Origin of the sequence: Campylobacter concisus (assembly GCF_015229955.1) — a bacterium.
Lineage (GTDB): Bacteria > Campylobacterota > Campylobacteria > Campylobacterales > Campylobacteraceae > Campylobacter_A > Campylobacter_A concisus_AT.
The window spans coordinates 40,995-55,439 of sequence record NZ_JAAKYZ010000008.1 but is presented as its reverse complement, the minus strand read 5'-3'; the positions used below and the strand labels follow the sequence as shown (position 1 = coordinate 55,439).

General features: G+C 36.7%; 12 protein-coding genes. 7 read left to right on the top strand and 5 right to left on the bottom strand.

Going from position 1 to position 14,445, the window contains the following annotated elements:
* The 3 genes from G6W45_RS09210 to mraY form a co-directional block, all read right to left on the bottom strand.
* The coding region (locus G6W45_RS09210) for a hypothetical protein (protein WP_194168291.1) at positions 1-2,695 on the bottom strand (2,695 nt) is incomplete at its 3' end.
* Between the two features lie 144 nt (positions 2,696-2,839).
* The gene (murD, locus tag G6W45_RS09205; RefSeq protein WP_194168290.1) at positions 2,840-4,057 is read right to left on the bottom strand and encodes a UDP-N-acetylmuramoyl-L-alanine--D-glutamate ligase; all 1,218 of its coding nucleotides are present in this window, start codon (positions 4,055-4,057) and stop codon (positions 2,840-2,842) included.
* 8 nt (positions 4,058-4,065) lie between these two features.
* Positions 4,066-5,130, bottom strand: coding sequence for a phospho-N-acetylmuramoyl-pentapeptide-transferase (mraY, locus tag G6W45_RS09200; RefSeq protein WP_194168289.1), 1,065 nt, complete (start codon positions 5,128-5,130; stop codon positions 4,066-4,068).
* Between the two features lie 80 nt (positions 5,131-5,210).
* Between mraY and gpmI the strand changes: the two genes are divergently transcribed.
* Genes gpmI through argS form a run of 6 tightly spaced genes read left to right on the top strand, consistent with a single transcriptional unit; the run spans position 5,211 to position 11,417 of the window.
* Complete coding sequence (gene gpmI / locus G6W45_RS09195) at positions 5,211-6,674, top strand: 2,3-bisphosphoglycerate-independent phosphoglycerate mutase (protein WP_194168288.1); 1,464 nt, start codon at positions 5,211-5,213, stop codon at positions 6,672-6,674.
* A 4-nt stretch (positions 6,675-6,678) separates the two neighbouring features.
* Entirely contained in the window at positions 6,679-7,440 is a 762-nt protein-coding gene (gene fliR, locus G6W45_RS09190) for a flagellar biosynthetic protein FliR (RefSeq protein WP_107776306.1), read from the top strand.
* A gap of 57 nt (positions 7,441-7,497) precedes the next feature.
* On the top strand, positions 7,498-8,940 hold the full coding sequence (locus G6W45_RS09185) for a putative sodium/potassium/calcium exchanger (RefSeq protein ID WP_194168287.1): 1,443 nt from the start codon (positions 7,498-7,500) through the stop codon (positions 8,938-8,940).
* Entirely contained in the window at positions 8,941-9,552 is a 612-nt protein-coding gene (gene gmk, locus G6W45_RS09180) for a guanylate kinase (protein ID WP_194168286.1), read from the top strand. It begins immediately after the preceding gene.
* Between the two features lie 50 nt (positions 9,553-9,602).
* Positions 9,603-9,824: a twin-arginine translocase TatA/TatE family subunit gene (locus G6W45_RS09175; protein WP_194168285.1), complete on the top strand. Its 222-nt coding sequence runs from the start codon at positions 9,603-9,605 to the stop codon at positions 9,822-9,824.
* Between the two features lie 9 nt (positions 9,825-9,833).
* A complete protein-coding gene (gene argS / locus G6W45_RS09170; protein WP_194168284.1) occupies positions 9,834-11,417 on the top strand; it encodes an arginine--tRNA ligase in 1,584 nt (527 codons plus the stop codon).
* 90 nt (positions 11,418-11,507) lie between these two features.
* Here the strand turns inward: argS and G6W45_RS09165 are convergent, their stop codons facing one another.
* Positions 11,508-12,443: a sugar transferase gene (locus G6W45_RS09165; RefSeq protein WP_194168283.1), complete on the bottom strand. Its 936-nt coding sequence runs from the start codon at positions 12,441-12,443 to the stop codon at positions 11,508-11,510.
* Between the two features lie 103 nt (positions 12,444-12,546).
* Here G6W45_RS09165 and G6W45_RS09160 point away from each other — a divergent pair, with 103 nt between their 5' ends.
* Entirely contained in the window at positions 12,547-13,530 is a 984-nt protein-coding gene (locus G6W45_RS09160; protein WP_194168282.1) for a YeiH family protein, read from the top strand.
* On the opposite strand, the gene nadD is transcribed toward G6W45_RS09160, so the two are convergent.
* A complete protein-coding gene (gene nadD / locus G6W45_RS09155) occupies positions 13,514-14,395 on the bottom strand; it encodes a nicotinate (nicotinamide) nucleotide adenylyltransferase (protein WP_194168281.1) in 882 nt (293 codons plus the stop codon). The two genes, G6W45_RS09160 and nadD, sit on opposite strands and share 17 nt — an antisense overlap.
* Positions 14,396-14,445: the final 50 nt, after the last annotated feature.

Below are 14,445 nucleotides of genomic sequence, written 5' to 3'. Positions count from 1 at the left end.
ATTCATTAAAAGAGTTAATAAATTTATCCATATTCTCTTTATTTAATAAATTTATACCAAGCTTATCATCTTTATCTGCATTAGACTGATTATTAGAGCTCTCTTCTTTTGCATAAATTTGATAGCTCTTATTTGTCTTTTCATCACTTTTTAGCTCTTTGCTTAGTTTGTCGTCTTCATATATATTTATCTCATTTGATGAGATATTTTTATTTATATATAAGTAACTATCATTTTTTATTAAAGCATCGTCTTTATTATCACTAAGCTTTAATTTAGCATCAAATGCCTTCTCTTTTATAGCATGCTCAAACTCATATATAACTAGCTTATCATCTTTAAATTTAATATATAAAGGTATCTTTATATCTATTCTTATATGATTTTTGCCATATCTTGTATAAAACTTAAATTTATCCTTATCGCCTTCAAGATATGCAAAAAATACTATAGCATGACCACCTTGTTTTAGCTTATCTAGATCATCTTTTTGTATAACATCTGAAATTTTAAATGTTATCTCTTTACCTTTTTGATCTTTTAAGACTACTACATCTTTTGGATTTGATTTGGATAGCTCATCATACTCTTTACTTTTTATTACCTTATATCCCCAAAGTATCTCTTTATATCTCTTACTACCTTTTTCTTGTTTATATATAGCCTTTAAGCATATTGGCTCATTTGTCTTAAATGGATACTCACTATCAGAGATTACATTTGTTATATGATCTGTTATATCTCTTAACGAGACCTTATTGCTATAGCAAAAGTTAGAGCTACTCTTATCTTGATATCCTAAAGATATTACAGCTGTATCAGTGTGAGCATGAATATCTTTAGTGCTATAAACTTTACTTAGATCACTTGAATAAAGTATAAATTTAGTATCTCCTTTATTCTCTTTATCTATTGGGATATTAAATGTAGCTGTATATGAGTTCTTGATATCTGAGTCTTCATTTTTTACTAAAGATATACTCTCATATATACTTTTATCAAAGCAGTGATGAAGATATATCTTATCTATATCTTCACTTGCCTTACCATCTTCGTTTTCAATGATAAGATTGTTTATTGTAAGAGTAAGACCTGAACTTGATGCTGATGTAGGCACTACATTGTTGCCATGAGCTAGACGAAGCTTTATATCAAACATAGCTGAGTCTTTATCATCTCTTAGGGTAAAGTTATTCTCTTTGGCGAAATTTAATAAAGAGAAATTTAGGTGTTTGTTTTTGGATGTTTGGTCTTCAAAGTACTTCATACTTATAATGCCATCTTCTAGTTTATACTCTATATCATCGCTATTTTGCTTTATGCTAGTAAAGGTAGCACCATTTATCTTATCTTCTTCATTTTTGTTTTCTTGATAGAGTATTACCGTATCTTTGCTCTTTGCATTTTTAAATTTTATCTCTTCATTTTTACTATCTTCGTAAGAGTCAAATTTAAAGTCAGTAAGTATTAGCTCACATAAATTTACCTTGCCATAGTTTGGTCTACTAGAATTTAGCTCTTTTGGGTTTAGCTCACTGCAATCAAATGGAGTCTGACTAGCTAGCACAACGGTAAATTCGCTCTTTTTAGGTTGAAAGACTCTAATAGGAGTTGTCATCTTTCTTGGACATAGCAAGAGTATATTTTCTTGTTTGTAAAATTCCTCCTCTCTTTGCCTTAAAAGCTTATTTATTCTTGAAGTGTTTGAAGCATTTGAGCTGATTAAATTTACGCAGTATACATTTTCAAGGTTGAAGGTCTTTGTACTTTGAGTGCTTAATAAAGAATTTATCTTTGTAACAAATGGCTGAAATAAAGCCTCACACTTTGATACATCTGATGCGTTTAAATTTGATCCATTTTCTTGAAGCTTCATAAATTCTAAATGAGTGACGTTTTGGATGATCTCTTTATTGTTTTGGTTTTTTGATTTATATTTTACTTTGGATATATTTAAATGGCTAAAAACATCTATGCACTCGGCAAAATTAACATTTTGTTCATCACTTTCATAAAGCCCAAACTGAGTTGAAATTTTTTCTCGCAAAAGAGATATTTTATTGCTTGCTTCATCACTAAAGCTTTCATATGCTAGCCAAAACCAGGCCTTAAAACGATTTTTGCTTTTGATGTAGCTTGCTAGGGATGGATCAATATTGCTTTTCTTACTGATATAAAGAAGTGCTAAAAGTGCGACATGCTCTCTTGAAATTTGACCATTTTGCGTATCGGAAGTAAGTGAAACGGCTTGTAAATTTTTAAGCGGAGAGTTATTTAATTTTTGATTTATCTCTTGGATTAGCGGCGTAAGCTTTTGCTCCAAGATGGCATTTAGCTGATCTTCCGAGCTAAATTCAAACTCAGGCAAAGTATCGGCACCTCCAGACTTTGCATAAGCCCCTTTTGCGGCATCATTTATCTTTTTAAAAAGTTCATCTGTGTCTATCTTTTCTATGGTAGTCTTACTTGTGGTGTTAGCAATAGTTTGCTTGACATCTTTTATGACTTTGTCTTTGTTGTTTTTATAAATTTGAGCACAAATAAGTTCTATATCATCTTTTAGGCTAAAGCCATATCCAATAAGTAGTTTGTTGTTAGATATAAATGGTCTGCTTATGTCATTGTCATATGAAAATTTTATAATATCTATTAAATTTCTTTTAAAATTTACATCATTTCTGGGCGTTAGAGGCATTAAACTTCCTTGGAAATTTTTGCTAAATATTAGCACAAACTTAAAAAGTATTCAACAATAAAACTTTATAGTAAAAATTTATGTCAAAAACACAAATTTGCATGTTTTTATTTTTGACAAGGCTACTTAAAAGGGCTTGTAAATTTAAAGCGCCTTTATAAACTCTTTAAATTTATCGCCTCGCTCGGCATAGCTCTTAAACTGATCAAGGCTCGCAGCTGCCGGGCTAAGAAGTGCTATCTCGCTGGTCTTTAGCTCTTTATTTATCTCATTGACAGCATTTTGTAAAAAATCGCATTTTAAAGCCGGTATGCCAAATTTAGTCGCTAATTTCATAAGTTTGTCACTATTTGAGCCAATGGCGTAAATTTTTACTCTTAAGCTCTTTAAGTCTTCAAAAAGTAGCGTCATGTCAACACCCTTATCATCGCCGCCAAGTATTAGATGTATGAAATGATCTTTGTAGCGTTTTACAGCCTGTATGCTCGCATCAATGTTAGTCGCTTTTGTGTCATTGACCCAGGTTTTGCCATTTTTATCGCTAAATTCTTCGAGCTTGTTTGCTTCAATAACAAATGTGTTTAAAAGCTCCACGTCGCAGCGGTCAAATAAAATTTTCTCCACCGCAAGTGCTAGCAGCGCATCAAGCAAAAATGGCGTTTTAAAATTTATACTATCTACGCTTACACCGCAAAATTTAGCCAGATCGCTCTCGTCTTTGTAAGCGATCACTTTTGCCTTTGTTGGCGTATTGGCGTAAATTTCAGGCACGATCACCACGCTACTTTCGCTCATACTAGCAAGCGGCTTTAGCTTAGCCTTTTCGTACTCGCTCATGTCGCCATGCCAGCTTAGATGATCTGGAGTGATCGGCAAAAGCACGTAGATACCAGGTGTAGCGTGATTTGTGTAGTGAAGTGTAAATGAGCTAGTCTCAAGTATCCAAATTTTAGCGTTTGAGTCTAAATTTGCCAGCGCGATGCCAACGTTGCCGCCCATGACTGAGCCCTTGCTCCCTAGTAGGTGCTGTGTCATCTTGGTTGTCGTAGTCTTGCCGTTTGTGCCGCTTATCCAGATATTAAATGGCAGATTTTCTTTATAAATTTCATAAAAATAGTCATACTCGCTTACCAAATTTCTAGCTTTTTTAATAAGCTCGTGATGAGGCGGGATACCTGGACTTGGTATCTCTAGGCTGCTTTTTGCTGGATCAAATTCGCTAACTGGCAAAAAAGCGTTGCCAAACTCATCTTTTGAAATTTCACTAAATTTATCATCATAGATATCCCAAAGGCCGTCCTTTATGAAATTTTTAGCGATCGCCTTTATCGTGCCACCGTAGCCAAATAGCGATTTTCTCATGACTTTCCTTATCTGATCTTTAGCGCAGTTAATGCGATTAGATTTGCTAAAAGTGCGATGATCCAAAAGCGAACGATGATCTTATTTTCCGCCCAGCCTTTTATCTCAAAATGGTGATGTATAGGCGCCATAAGAAAAATTCTGCGTTTAAAAATTTTAAAGCTGCCAACCTGCAAGATGACGCTTAGTGTCTCAACGACAAAGATGAGGCCGATGATAATGAGTAAAATTTCATTTTTGGTCGCAACGCCCATAAAGCCGATATATGCGCCAACGCTTAGGCTGCCGCTATCGCCCATAAAGACCTCGGCCGGATGGCAGTTAAACCACAAAAAGCCCATGAGTGAGCCAATGAGCGCAGAGGCAACGACGACGCTCTCGCCAACGCCTGAGATCTTTGGTAAAAGTAGGTACGAGCTAAAGACAGCGTGGCCACAGATGTAGGCAAAAACGCCAAGTGTCAGAAGCGAAAATATAGATGGCACAGTAGCTAGCCCGTCAAGCCCGTCTGTTAAATTTACTGAATTTGAAGCAGCGACTATGACCAGTGTCCAAAAGAAAATGGCAAAAATTTTCATGTCAAAGATCGGTTGCTTATAAAATGGTAGGTAAAATTCAGTGTTTAACTCTTTGCTAAAGTACAAAAATGATGCGATCAAAAAGGCGATGAGAAACTGAAAAAAGAGCTTTGCTTTTGGGCTTAGGCCGGCGTGATTTTTTGCTCCTAAAATTTTGCTGTAATCGTCCTTGTAGCCAAGCAGCGTAAAGCAAACTAGGCAAAAGAGAGATGTTAAGACAAATGCGTTATCAAGCCTTGCGCAAATTACCGTGGAAAGTACGGCTGTGAAGACAAAAACAAGTCCGCCCATGGTCGGCGTTTTGGCCTTTTTTTGGTGAGTTTGTGGGGCAAGCTCGTAGATAGGCTGGGCGGCGTTTTTTGCCTTTGCCCAAGCGATAAATTTGGGCATCAAATAAGTTGTGAGTGCAAAAGCGATGAAAAAAGCGATACCAGCACGAACGGTGATGTATTGAAAGATATTAAAATTTAAAATTTCATAGATATAGTAAAACATGAGAGCCTTTATTTTTAAAAAAAAGCAATTTTAGTATAATGGCCTTAAAAATTATCTAAAATTAAGGATAAATTTTCAAAATGAGTCAAAAAACTATTTTAATAATAACTGATGGTATTGGATTTAATAAAAGCGCTAAATTTAACGCATTTGAGGCGGCTAAAAAGCCAAATTACGAGAAATTTTTTAAAGAAATTCCAAACTCGCTCATAAAAACCTCTGGAAACGCTGTGGGACTACCTGAAGGGCAGATGGGAAACAGCGAAGTAGGGCATATGTGTATAGGAAGTGGGCGAGTTTTGTATCAAAATTTGGTCAAAATTTCACGCAGCTTCGCTGATGGCTCGATAGCAGAAAATGAAGCGCTAAAAGCTCTTTTTAAAAAGTGCAAAAAGATCCACATCATAGGGCTTTATAGCGATGGCGGCGTGCACTCACATATGGAGCATTTTGATGGTATGTGCGAGCTTGCTAGCAAAAATGGCTGCGAGGTTTTTGCCCACGCTATCACCGACGGACGCGACGTTAGCCCAAATAGTGGTATAAATTTTATAAAAAGTTTGGAAGCTAAATTTAAGGTAGCTACCGTTTGTGGGAGATTTTATGCGATGGATAGAGATAAACGCTGGGAGCGCGTAAAAGAGGCCTATGATAGCTTGGTAAAGGGAGCAAATTTAAGCAGCTTATCGCCTAGCGAATATCTACAAAAAAGCTACGATGAGGGCGTGACAGATGAGTTTGTAAAGCCAGTAAGCTTTAATGGCTTTAAAGGCATAGGCGAAGATGACGGCGTGATCGTAATAAATTTTAGAAATGATAGAGCAAGAGAAATTTGCCAGGCTCTGGGCGAAGAGAAATTTAGCGAGTTTGAGCGACCTTTTGCTATCAAAAATCTAATTACTATGACCGAATACGACGCAAATTTTAAATTTGATGTGCTATTTAAAAATGAAAAGATAAAAAATACCCTAAGCGAGGTCATAGCAGCTGCTGGGCTAAGGCAGCTTCACACTGCTGAGACTGAAAAATACGCCCACGTAACATTTTTCTTTAATGGCGGCGTCGAGGAGTTAGCCAGCAACGAAACGAGGGTGCTAATCCCTAGTCCAAAGGTAAAGACCTATGATGAAAAGCCAGAGATGAGCGCAGCAGAAGTTTGCAAAGCCGTGCTAAAAGGTATGGATGACGAGCAAGATTTTATCGTGGTAAATTTCGCAAATGGCGATATGGTGGGACACACTGGCAACTATGAGGCCGCTATAAAAGCGGTAGAGGCAGTAGATACGGCTCTTGGAGAAATTTACGCTAAAGCAAAAGAGAAAAACTATGCGATGATCATCACGAGCGATCACGGAAACTGCGAAGAGATGCGCGATAGCAGCGGTGAGCTACTGACAAACCACACGACCTACGACGTCTTTTGTTTTGTGATGGCTGATGGAGTAAAAAAGGTAAAAAATGGCGGTCTAAATAATATCGCTCCTAGTGTTTTAAAGATCATGGGGCTTGAAATTCCAGCTGAGATGGACGAGGCGTTAATATAAAATAATGGAACTAGTCGAGTTTTTTGGAGCGGATAAAGTCATAACCTTTATGCTCCTTTTTGCACGTCTTAGTGGGCTTATTGTATTTTTTCCATTTTTTTCTCACAATCAAATCCCACTTAGTATAAAAACTTTGCTAGTTTTTGCTCTTTGTGTTGTGCTTTTTCCGCTCTCACACGCTCATGAGCATGCTATAAATTTTTTGATTATGGAAATTTTAAGTGAGGCTATGCTCGGACTTTGTGCTGGGCTTTTGCTAAATATCGTTTTTGCAATACTTCAAATGGCTGGCGAGCAGATCTCGATGATTATGGGTTTTTCGATGGCTTCAGTGCTTGATCCACAAACCGGTACAAATTCACCAGTGATCGCAAATATTTTAAATTTTATCGCGCTTCTTGCATTTTTGATGCTTGATGGGCACCATTTAATATTACAGTTTTATTCCACTTCACTTTCTGCTATACCGCTTGGAGATTTTTATCCAAGAAGTGGTGTGATGAGCTACGCCCTAAAGCTTTTTGGCAATCTTTTTATGTTTGGATTCGTTCTGGCTTTTCCTATCATCGCGCTTTCTATACTTTCAGATGCTATTTTTGGCATGCTTATGAAAACCATGCCACAATTTAACCTATTAGTCGTTGGCTATCCTATTAAGGTAAGTATCGGCTTTTCGGTTTTGATAGCTATTTTAGCTGGCATTATAAAAATCATAACTGATATGATGGTGCAGATTTTAAACGATATGCCAGCACTATTTTTTTAAGTAAATAGCAATGAAATTTATCATAGAATACAGCCTCAAGCTCTTCAAGGAGGGATCATGAAAGTTGCACTTGTAAACAAAAACCCAGCAGTTTCTCGTCTTATAACGTTAAGTTTAAATAAGCTAGGCATAGAATATAGCGAATTTGACGATGTTAATAGTGTTGGAGATCAATTTGATTATATTATCATCGATAGTGATATGGATAGCAGTGATGTTAATTTAAATCAAAAGATAATGTATCTAGCACCTAGAGGCGGTGAAAAGCCTGATTTTGCTGATGTTATGCTTGAAAAGCCCTTTTTACCAACAGAATTTATTAGTTTATTTGAACAAAACAAAAATACTGACAATGATAAAGAACTTGAACTTGGACTAGATGAGTCTGCAAATTTTAATGACTTTGACGAAAGCAATAAAAACTTTGATGATTTAGAAAATTTTGAGCTTCCAGAAATTGATATGGGTCTTGAAAATTTAGCAAAAGAAGATGATGAAGCAGATAAATTTGATAACGAGGCTTTAGATGACGAGTTTTTAAAAGAGGAGCTAAGTGAACTAGAGGCCGAGGATTTAAAGGATAAAGATATCAGTTTTGATGAAACAGATACTGAACTTATAGATGATGATATGATAAATGACATAGCTAGCAAATATATGGCTGATTCAGAAGATATAGACAAATCCTTAGAGCAAAACAATGAGCCGCCTGCGATAAAAGAAGAGCATAGCAATGACTTTGATGAGCTTAGTTCGCTTGTGGATGAGATAGATGATATGGGTGAGAGCGACTTGGCGGATGAAGAGGCTAAAAACGAGCTTGATAAAATGGTCGAGCAAAATTCTCAAAATTTAGAAACTGCCGAGCTTAATGAAGATTTTGTAGATGATATAAGTCAAAGTAAAAAAGAGCTCAGTGAGATCGAATCTTTGGATAAAGAGCTAAACGAAGAAGCTAGTGAAGATAGCGAAAATTTTGATGAGCTAGAGACTGATTTTGGTAGTGATGAAAATTTTGAGCCTGAAAGCAGCGAGGCAAATTTGATAGATGAAGCTAGTCAAAATTTAGAGGAAGATATAGATGAAGAATCTACCAAAGAAGCAGAGGAGATTTCTTTGGATGAAGATATAGACCTTGAAAAAGGGTCAGCCAAAGAAGATCATGAAGAAATTTCTGAAGAAGTCCTTGCTCAAGAAGATCTAGGTATGGTAGATGAGGTATTTGAGGAAGAAAATTTTAAAGAAGAGACGTTGGGTAGCCCAAATTTTGATGTAGCGTCTATTGAAGAAATAGATGAAAATACGATGCAAGCAGCATTTGGATTAAATATTGCTCCACAAACTAGCTCATGCGATGAAACAAAAATCGATGCTAACTATAAAGAAGAGCTAACCAAAAAGATCACAAAACACGTCCATGAGTCGTTAAATGAAAGCTCGCTAAGAGATGTGCTAAAAGATATGAACATAAAGATAAATATAAGTTTTGAGGAAAAGTAGTTGCAAGGACAAATTTTAGTAGTTTCTGGGCCTAGTGGAAGTGGGAAAAGTACGCTTTTGGGTCGTCTTTTAAAGGAAGAGAAGGATCTTTATTTTTCTATTTCAAGTACGACAAGGGCAAAAAGAGAAGGCGAAGTCGATGGAGTGGATTACTATTTTATAAAAGAAGATGAATTTAAAAGCGGCATAGAAAAGGGTGAATTTTTAGAATGGGCACAGGTGCATAAAAACTATTATGGCACGAGTCTAAAGCCTGTTTTAGCAGCACTTGAGGCTGGAAAGATAGTGATATTTGATATCGATGTGCAAGGCTTTCATATCGCACTTGAAAAATTTAAAAGCTACATAACTTCGGTTTTTATAACAACTGCAAATAAAAAAGAGCTTAAAAAACGCTTGAAAAACCGCGGAACTGATAGCGACGAAACGATAGAAAATCGCCTAATGAACGCGATTGGCGAGATGGAGCACATCTTAGAATATGATTATTTTTTGGTAAATGATGACATTGAAAAGAGTTATAAAGGCCTAAAATCAATTCTTAGAGCGATGAGGCTAAAAAGTACGAAAATAGACTTAAGGCGCGTTATTGATGAGTGGATAGATTGCTAGAAATTCAGGAATTTATGATAACATTTTGAAAAATTTATTGAGGAGAAAAAATGGGTTCTTTTAGTATTGGTCACTGGCTAGTTGTTTTAGCGATTATTGTTTTACTTTTTGGAGCAAAGAAGATCCCAGAACTTGCAAAAGGACTAGGCAAAGGCATAAAGACTTTTAAGGCTGAGATGGAGGACACAACCCCTGAAAAGAGCGAAAAAGTCGAGCATAAAGAAGAGAGTGCTCCTAGTCAAAAGATAGAAGAAACAACTAAAAACGCATAGGTTTTAGAGTTGAAAAATAAAATAAAAGCTGAAATTTCAAAGGTTTTAGAGCGTGAATTTGTGCTTGAAAAGCCAAAGGATAAAAATTTAGCCCACTATGCAACGCCACTTTTTAGCCTTGCAAAGGAGCTAAAAAAGTCTCCAGTTATGATAGCTAGCGAGTTTGCTGATAAATTTAGTGACAGTAAGATAGTCGAAGCCAGTGCGGTAAATGGATATTTAAATTTCAAGCTAAAAAGCGAGTTTTTAGATGAAATTTCAAAGCAAATTTTGCTAGACAGCGAAAATTTTGCAAAAGAAGATGTGAAAAAAGATAGCTATTTAATAGAATACATTAGCGCAAATCCAACTGGGCCACTTCACATCGGACACGTTAGAGGCGCAGTTTATGGCGATACTTTGGCAAGACTTGGCAAAAGACTTGGCTACGCTATCTCAACAGAATACTACATAAACGACGCTGGTAATCAAATCGACCTGCTTGGCACTTCTATATCGCTTGCGGCAAAAGAGCAGCTTTTTAATGAAAGCATCGTCTATCCAGAGAAATACTACCGCGGAGATTATATTTTAGATATTGCTAAGCTTGCAAATGAGAAATTTGGCAAGGAAATTTTTTATGACGAGAGCAGAAACCTTGAGCTTGCCGAGTTTGGCAAGGATATCGTACTTGAGATCATCAAAAAAGATTTAGCAGATGTTGGGATATTTATAGAGAGCTGGGCTAGTGAGAAGGCTCTTTATGACGGCCTAGAGCCAACTATAAATAAGCTAAAACGTTCAAATCAAATGTATGAAAAAGAGGGCGCTACTTATATCGCTTCAACCACGCTTGGTGATGATAACGATAGGGTTGTGGTTAGAAATGACGGCAGACCAACATATCTAGCTGGCGACATTATCTATCATAATGCTAAATTTGAGAGAAATTTTGACCACTACATAAACATTTGGGGCGCGGATCACCACGGATATATCGCAAGACTAAAGGCTGCGATAAATTTCCTTGGATACGATGAAAACAAGCTTGAAGTGATACTTATGCAGATGGTTAGTTTGCTAAAAGATGGCAAGCCATACAAGATGAGCAAGCGTGCTGGTAATGCTGTGCTAATGAGCGATATCGTAAGTGAGATCGGTGCTGAGGCACTTAGATTTATCTTTATAAGCAAGGCAAATACGAGTAGTTTGGAATTTGACGTAGATGAGCTTAAAAAAGAGGATAACTCAAATCCTATCTTTTATATAAACTATGCTCATGCTAGGATAAATCAAGTCTTTGCAAAGGCTGGGAAAAATATTCAAGATATAATCAATGCAAACTTCGAATGCCTAGATGAAAATGCGAAAAATTTACTTTTTGAGGCGCTGATATTGCCAGAAATTTTAGAAGATGCTTTTATCTCAAGGCAACTTCAAAAGATCCCAGACTATCTAAAGTCGCTGGCTGCTAGCTTTCATAAATTTTATAATGAAAACCGTGTGGTTGGAAATGAAAACGAGGATAGCTTACTAAAAGTTTTTGCAGTTGTCGCTATCTCGATAAAAACAGCATTTAATATAATGGGAATTACGGCTAAAGATAGGATGTAGAATTTACATTTATTTTGGCTAAAAGCAACAAAATTAAATTTGAAAAAAGGTTTATTTAAAATATCTCAAACTCATGATGCTCTTTAGAATTTAAACGCCTTTTTTCTCAAATACAATCGCAATAGTTTTTACTATGATCGTTATCTCTAGCCAAAGTGACCAGTGTTTGATGTAGTAAAGGTCGTACATGAGCTTTTGTTTTGCGTCGTGTGTATTTGAGCCATAAGGATAGTTTACCTGCGCCCAGCCAGTAATCCCTGGGCGAACAATGTGACGTTCATTGTAGTAAGGTATCTCTTTTTCAAAGAAATTTATCCAGTGTCTTCGCTCAGGCCTTGGACCTATTAGATGCATTTGCCCTCTAAAGACATTTATACACTGCGGCACCTCGTCTATACGAGTTTTTCGCATAAATTCGCCAAATTCAAATGCTCTCTCGTCATTTTCGCTAGCAAATTTTGCCCCATCTTTCTCGGCATCTTCCATCATCGATCGAAATTTTATGCACTCAAATTCTCTATTGTCCAGCCCAACTCTACTTTGTAAAAAGTAAAGGCTTCCGGGTGATTGCTCGTCTATCTTTCTCTTTACATAAAATTTTAGACCAAAAAGCAAGATAAAAAGCACCAAACAGCTAGCATAATCGATCATTCGCTTGAGTGCGTAAGCAAAAGCACCATAAGGCCTTATTTCATCTAAAAAATTAAGATTTTCGCCATTTTCTGGGATATAACATTTGTGTAGATAAATTTCTAAAAAATTCTCTACGTTTAGAAATTTTATCTTTTTATACTTTGTCTTAAACTGCAAAAGCGTGAGAAATCTAACCAATTTGCTATCGACTGGTTTTGCGGTATTTAGTACGATCAGCCTTTGATTGCCTGATTTTATAAGATTTTCTAGCGCACTTCGCAAGGCTTTTGCGTCGCTATTTTCATGGGATAAAAAATTTACTTGACCAAATTTCTTTCTAAGCTTTTCTAGTTCTAGGCTGGTAAAAGTATATTTTTCGCCAAGGATGATCATGGGCCTATCCCTTTATCTTTATTTTAAATTTGCATTATAAAATTCGTCTAATTATACCCAAACGTGCTAATTGCATTTTTAAAAAATATATTAAGGTTAAAATATGTCTCATAAATTTCTTGCTGTGCTTGTTTTAGCGCTGATCTCTGCCATTTCTTTTGCGCTCTCAAACACGATTTTAGCTAAATTTCACACCAGCCCGCTCATTATCTCTATCATTTTAGGCGCCATTTTTGCAAATCTTTTCACCAAACAGACACAAATTTTAAAATCTAGTGGCGTCGTAGCGATCGCTGGGAAGCAAATTTTAAGGCTTGGCATCATACTTTTTGGCTTTAATATAAGCCTTAGCGAGATCGCAAGTGTCGGCACTCTTGGCGTGATATATGCAGCTTTTATGGTCTTTGCGACCTTTTGTTTTGCACTTTTTACCGCTAAGGCTTTGGGGCTTAGCAAAGATAGTGCCGTGCTCATTGGCTCAGGGGCTAGTATATGTGGTGCAGCTGCTGTTATGGCTACTCAAAATGAGATAAAAGCAGACGCAAACAAGCTTGCTATCGCCATTTGCACGGTGGTGCTCTTTGGGACGATTGGTATGTTTATCTATCCATTTATCGCTAAATTTCTAGCTCTCACGCCACACCAAACCGGCTTTTTTATCGGTGGCTCACTTCATGAGGTAGCCCATGTAGTCGCAGCCTCAGCAGCATTTGATAGCACAGCAAGCAGCACCGCCGTCATCATAAAAATGCTTCGTGTCATCATGCTAGTACCATTTTTGTTTTTGTTAAATTTCTTAAATTTAAGCCAAAATAGCGGTGGCTCAAAGCTAAAGAGCATACCTTGGTTTGCGCTATTTTTCTTAGTGGCGATCTGCGTTAGATCTTTGCCATTTTTCCCTGAAAATTTGGTGCAAATTTTAAAGCTAACCGCTAGCATATGCCTTTGCGTTGCGATGTGTGCTTTGGGATTTGGGATAGATAGGAATATATTTAAAGCGACGGGCAAAAAACCATTTTTGCTAGCATTTTTTATATTTTTATGGCTTATTTGCTCATCGCTTGTTTTAGTTAAGACTCTTTACTAGTTTTTAGTTTTTGCAAAAACTCTTCGATGTTGTATTTTGCTCTGTAAGCTGGACTTAAAAGATGTATCAAAATGTCTCCAAGGTCCATCACGATCCAATCAGGCGAGCTCTCAGTCCCTATAAATTTTTCTCCAAGAGGTTTAAGCTCCTCTTTTAGATCCTCGCTCAGTGAGTAAGCATGCCTCTCACCAAGCGTTGTAGCGATAACTACGGCTTTTACGAAATAATCATCTCCACTCATATCAAATACTTGTATCTCTTCAGCCTTTTTTGAGTCTAAAACCTTAACTATACTTTCGGTGCGCTCTTGCATCGATCTCTCTTGCATCTTTAATCCTTGGTAAAAATTTATAATTTCATCTTTTATCTCGCTAGGCAGCTCATCAAGCCCCTTTTGGTGCCTGATCTGCGATGAGCTAACATCCACGTGTACGTCCATTTTTTGTAAATTACGTGGAATTTCTATGTGATTGCGCTTGGCGATCACAAACTGCACTAAATTTTTTAGCTCCTCGTACCCGTGCCATTTATTAAGTGTGGCTAGGTGGTCCGCGCCTATTATGAGATAAAATTTTTCTATCTTGAATTTCTCATACAAATACTTAACCGTCTCTATGGTAGGCACCGGGCGAGCTAAATTTATCTCATAGTCAGAAATCTCGACCTTCTCTAGGCCGCCCCAAATTTCTCTTATCCACTTTAGGCGAAGCTCTGGTGGAGCTGAAAATTCGCTCTTAAAGGGACTTATAAAAGTTGGCATGATGATGAGCTTGTCGATATCTAGGCTACTTAGTGCCATTTTCACAATGCTATCGTGTCCTAAATGAACCGGATCAAAGCTCCCGCCAAAAAGTGCTAACTTCATCTATTAAAGTGCCTTGTTTATATTTGTTTTAAAATTCTTTTTTGTAGAAT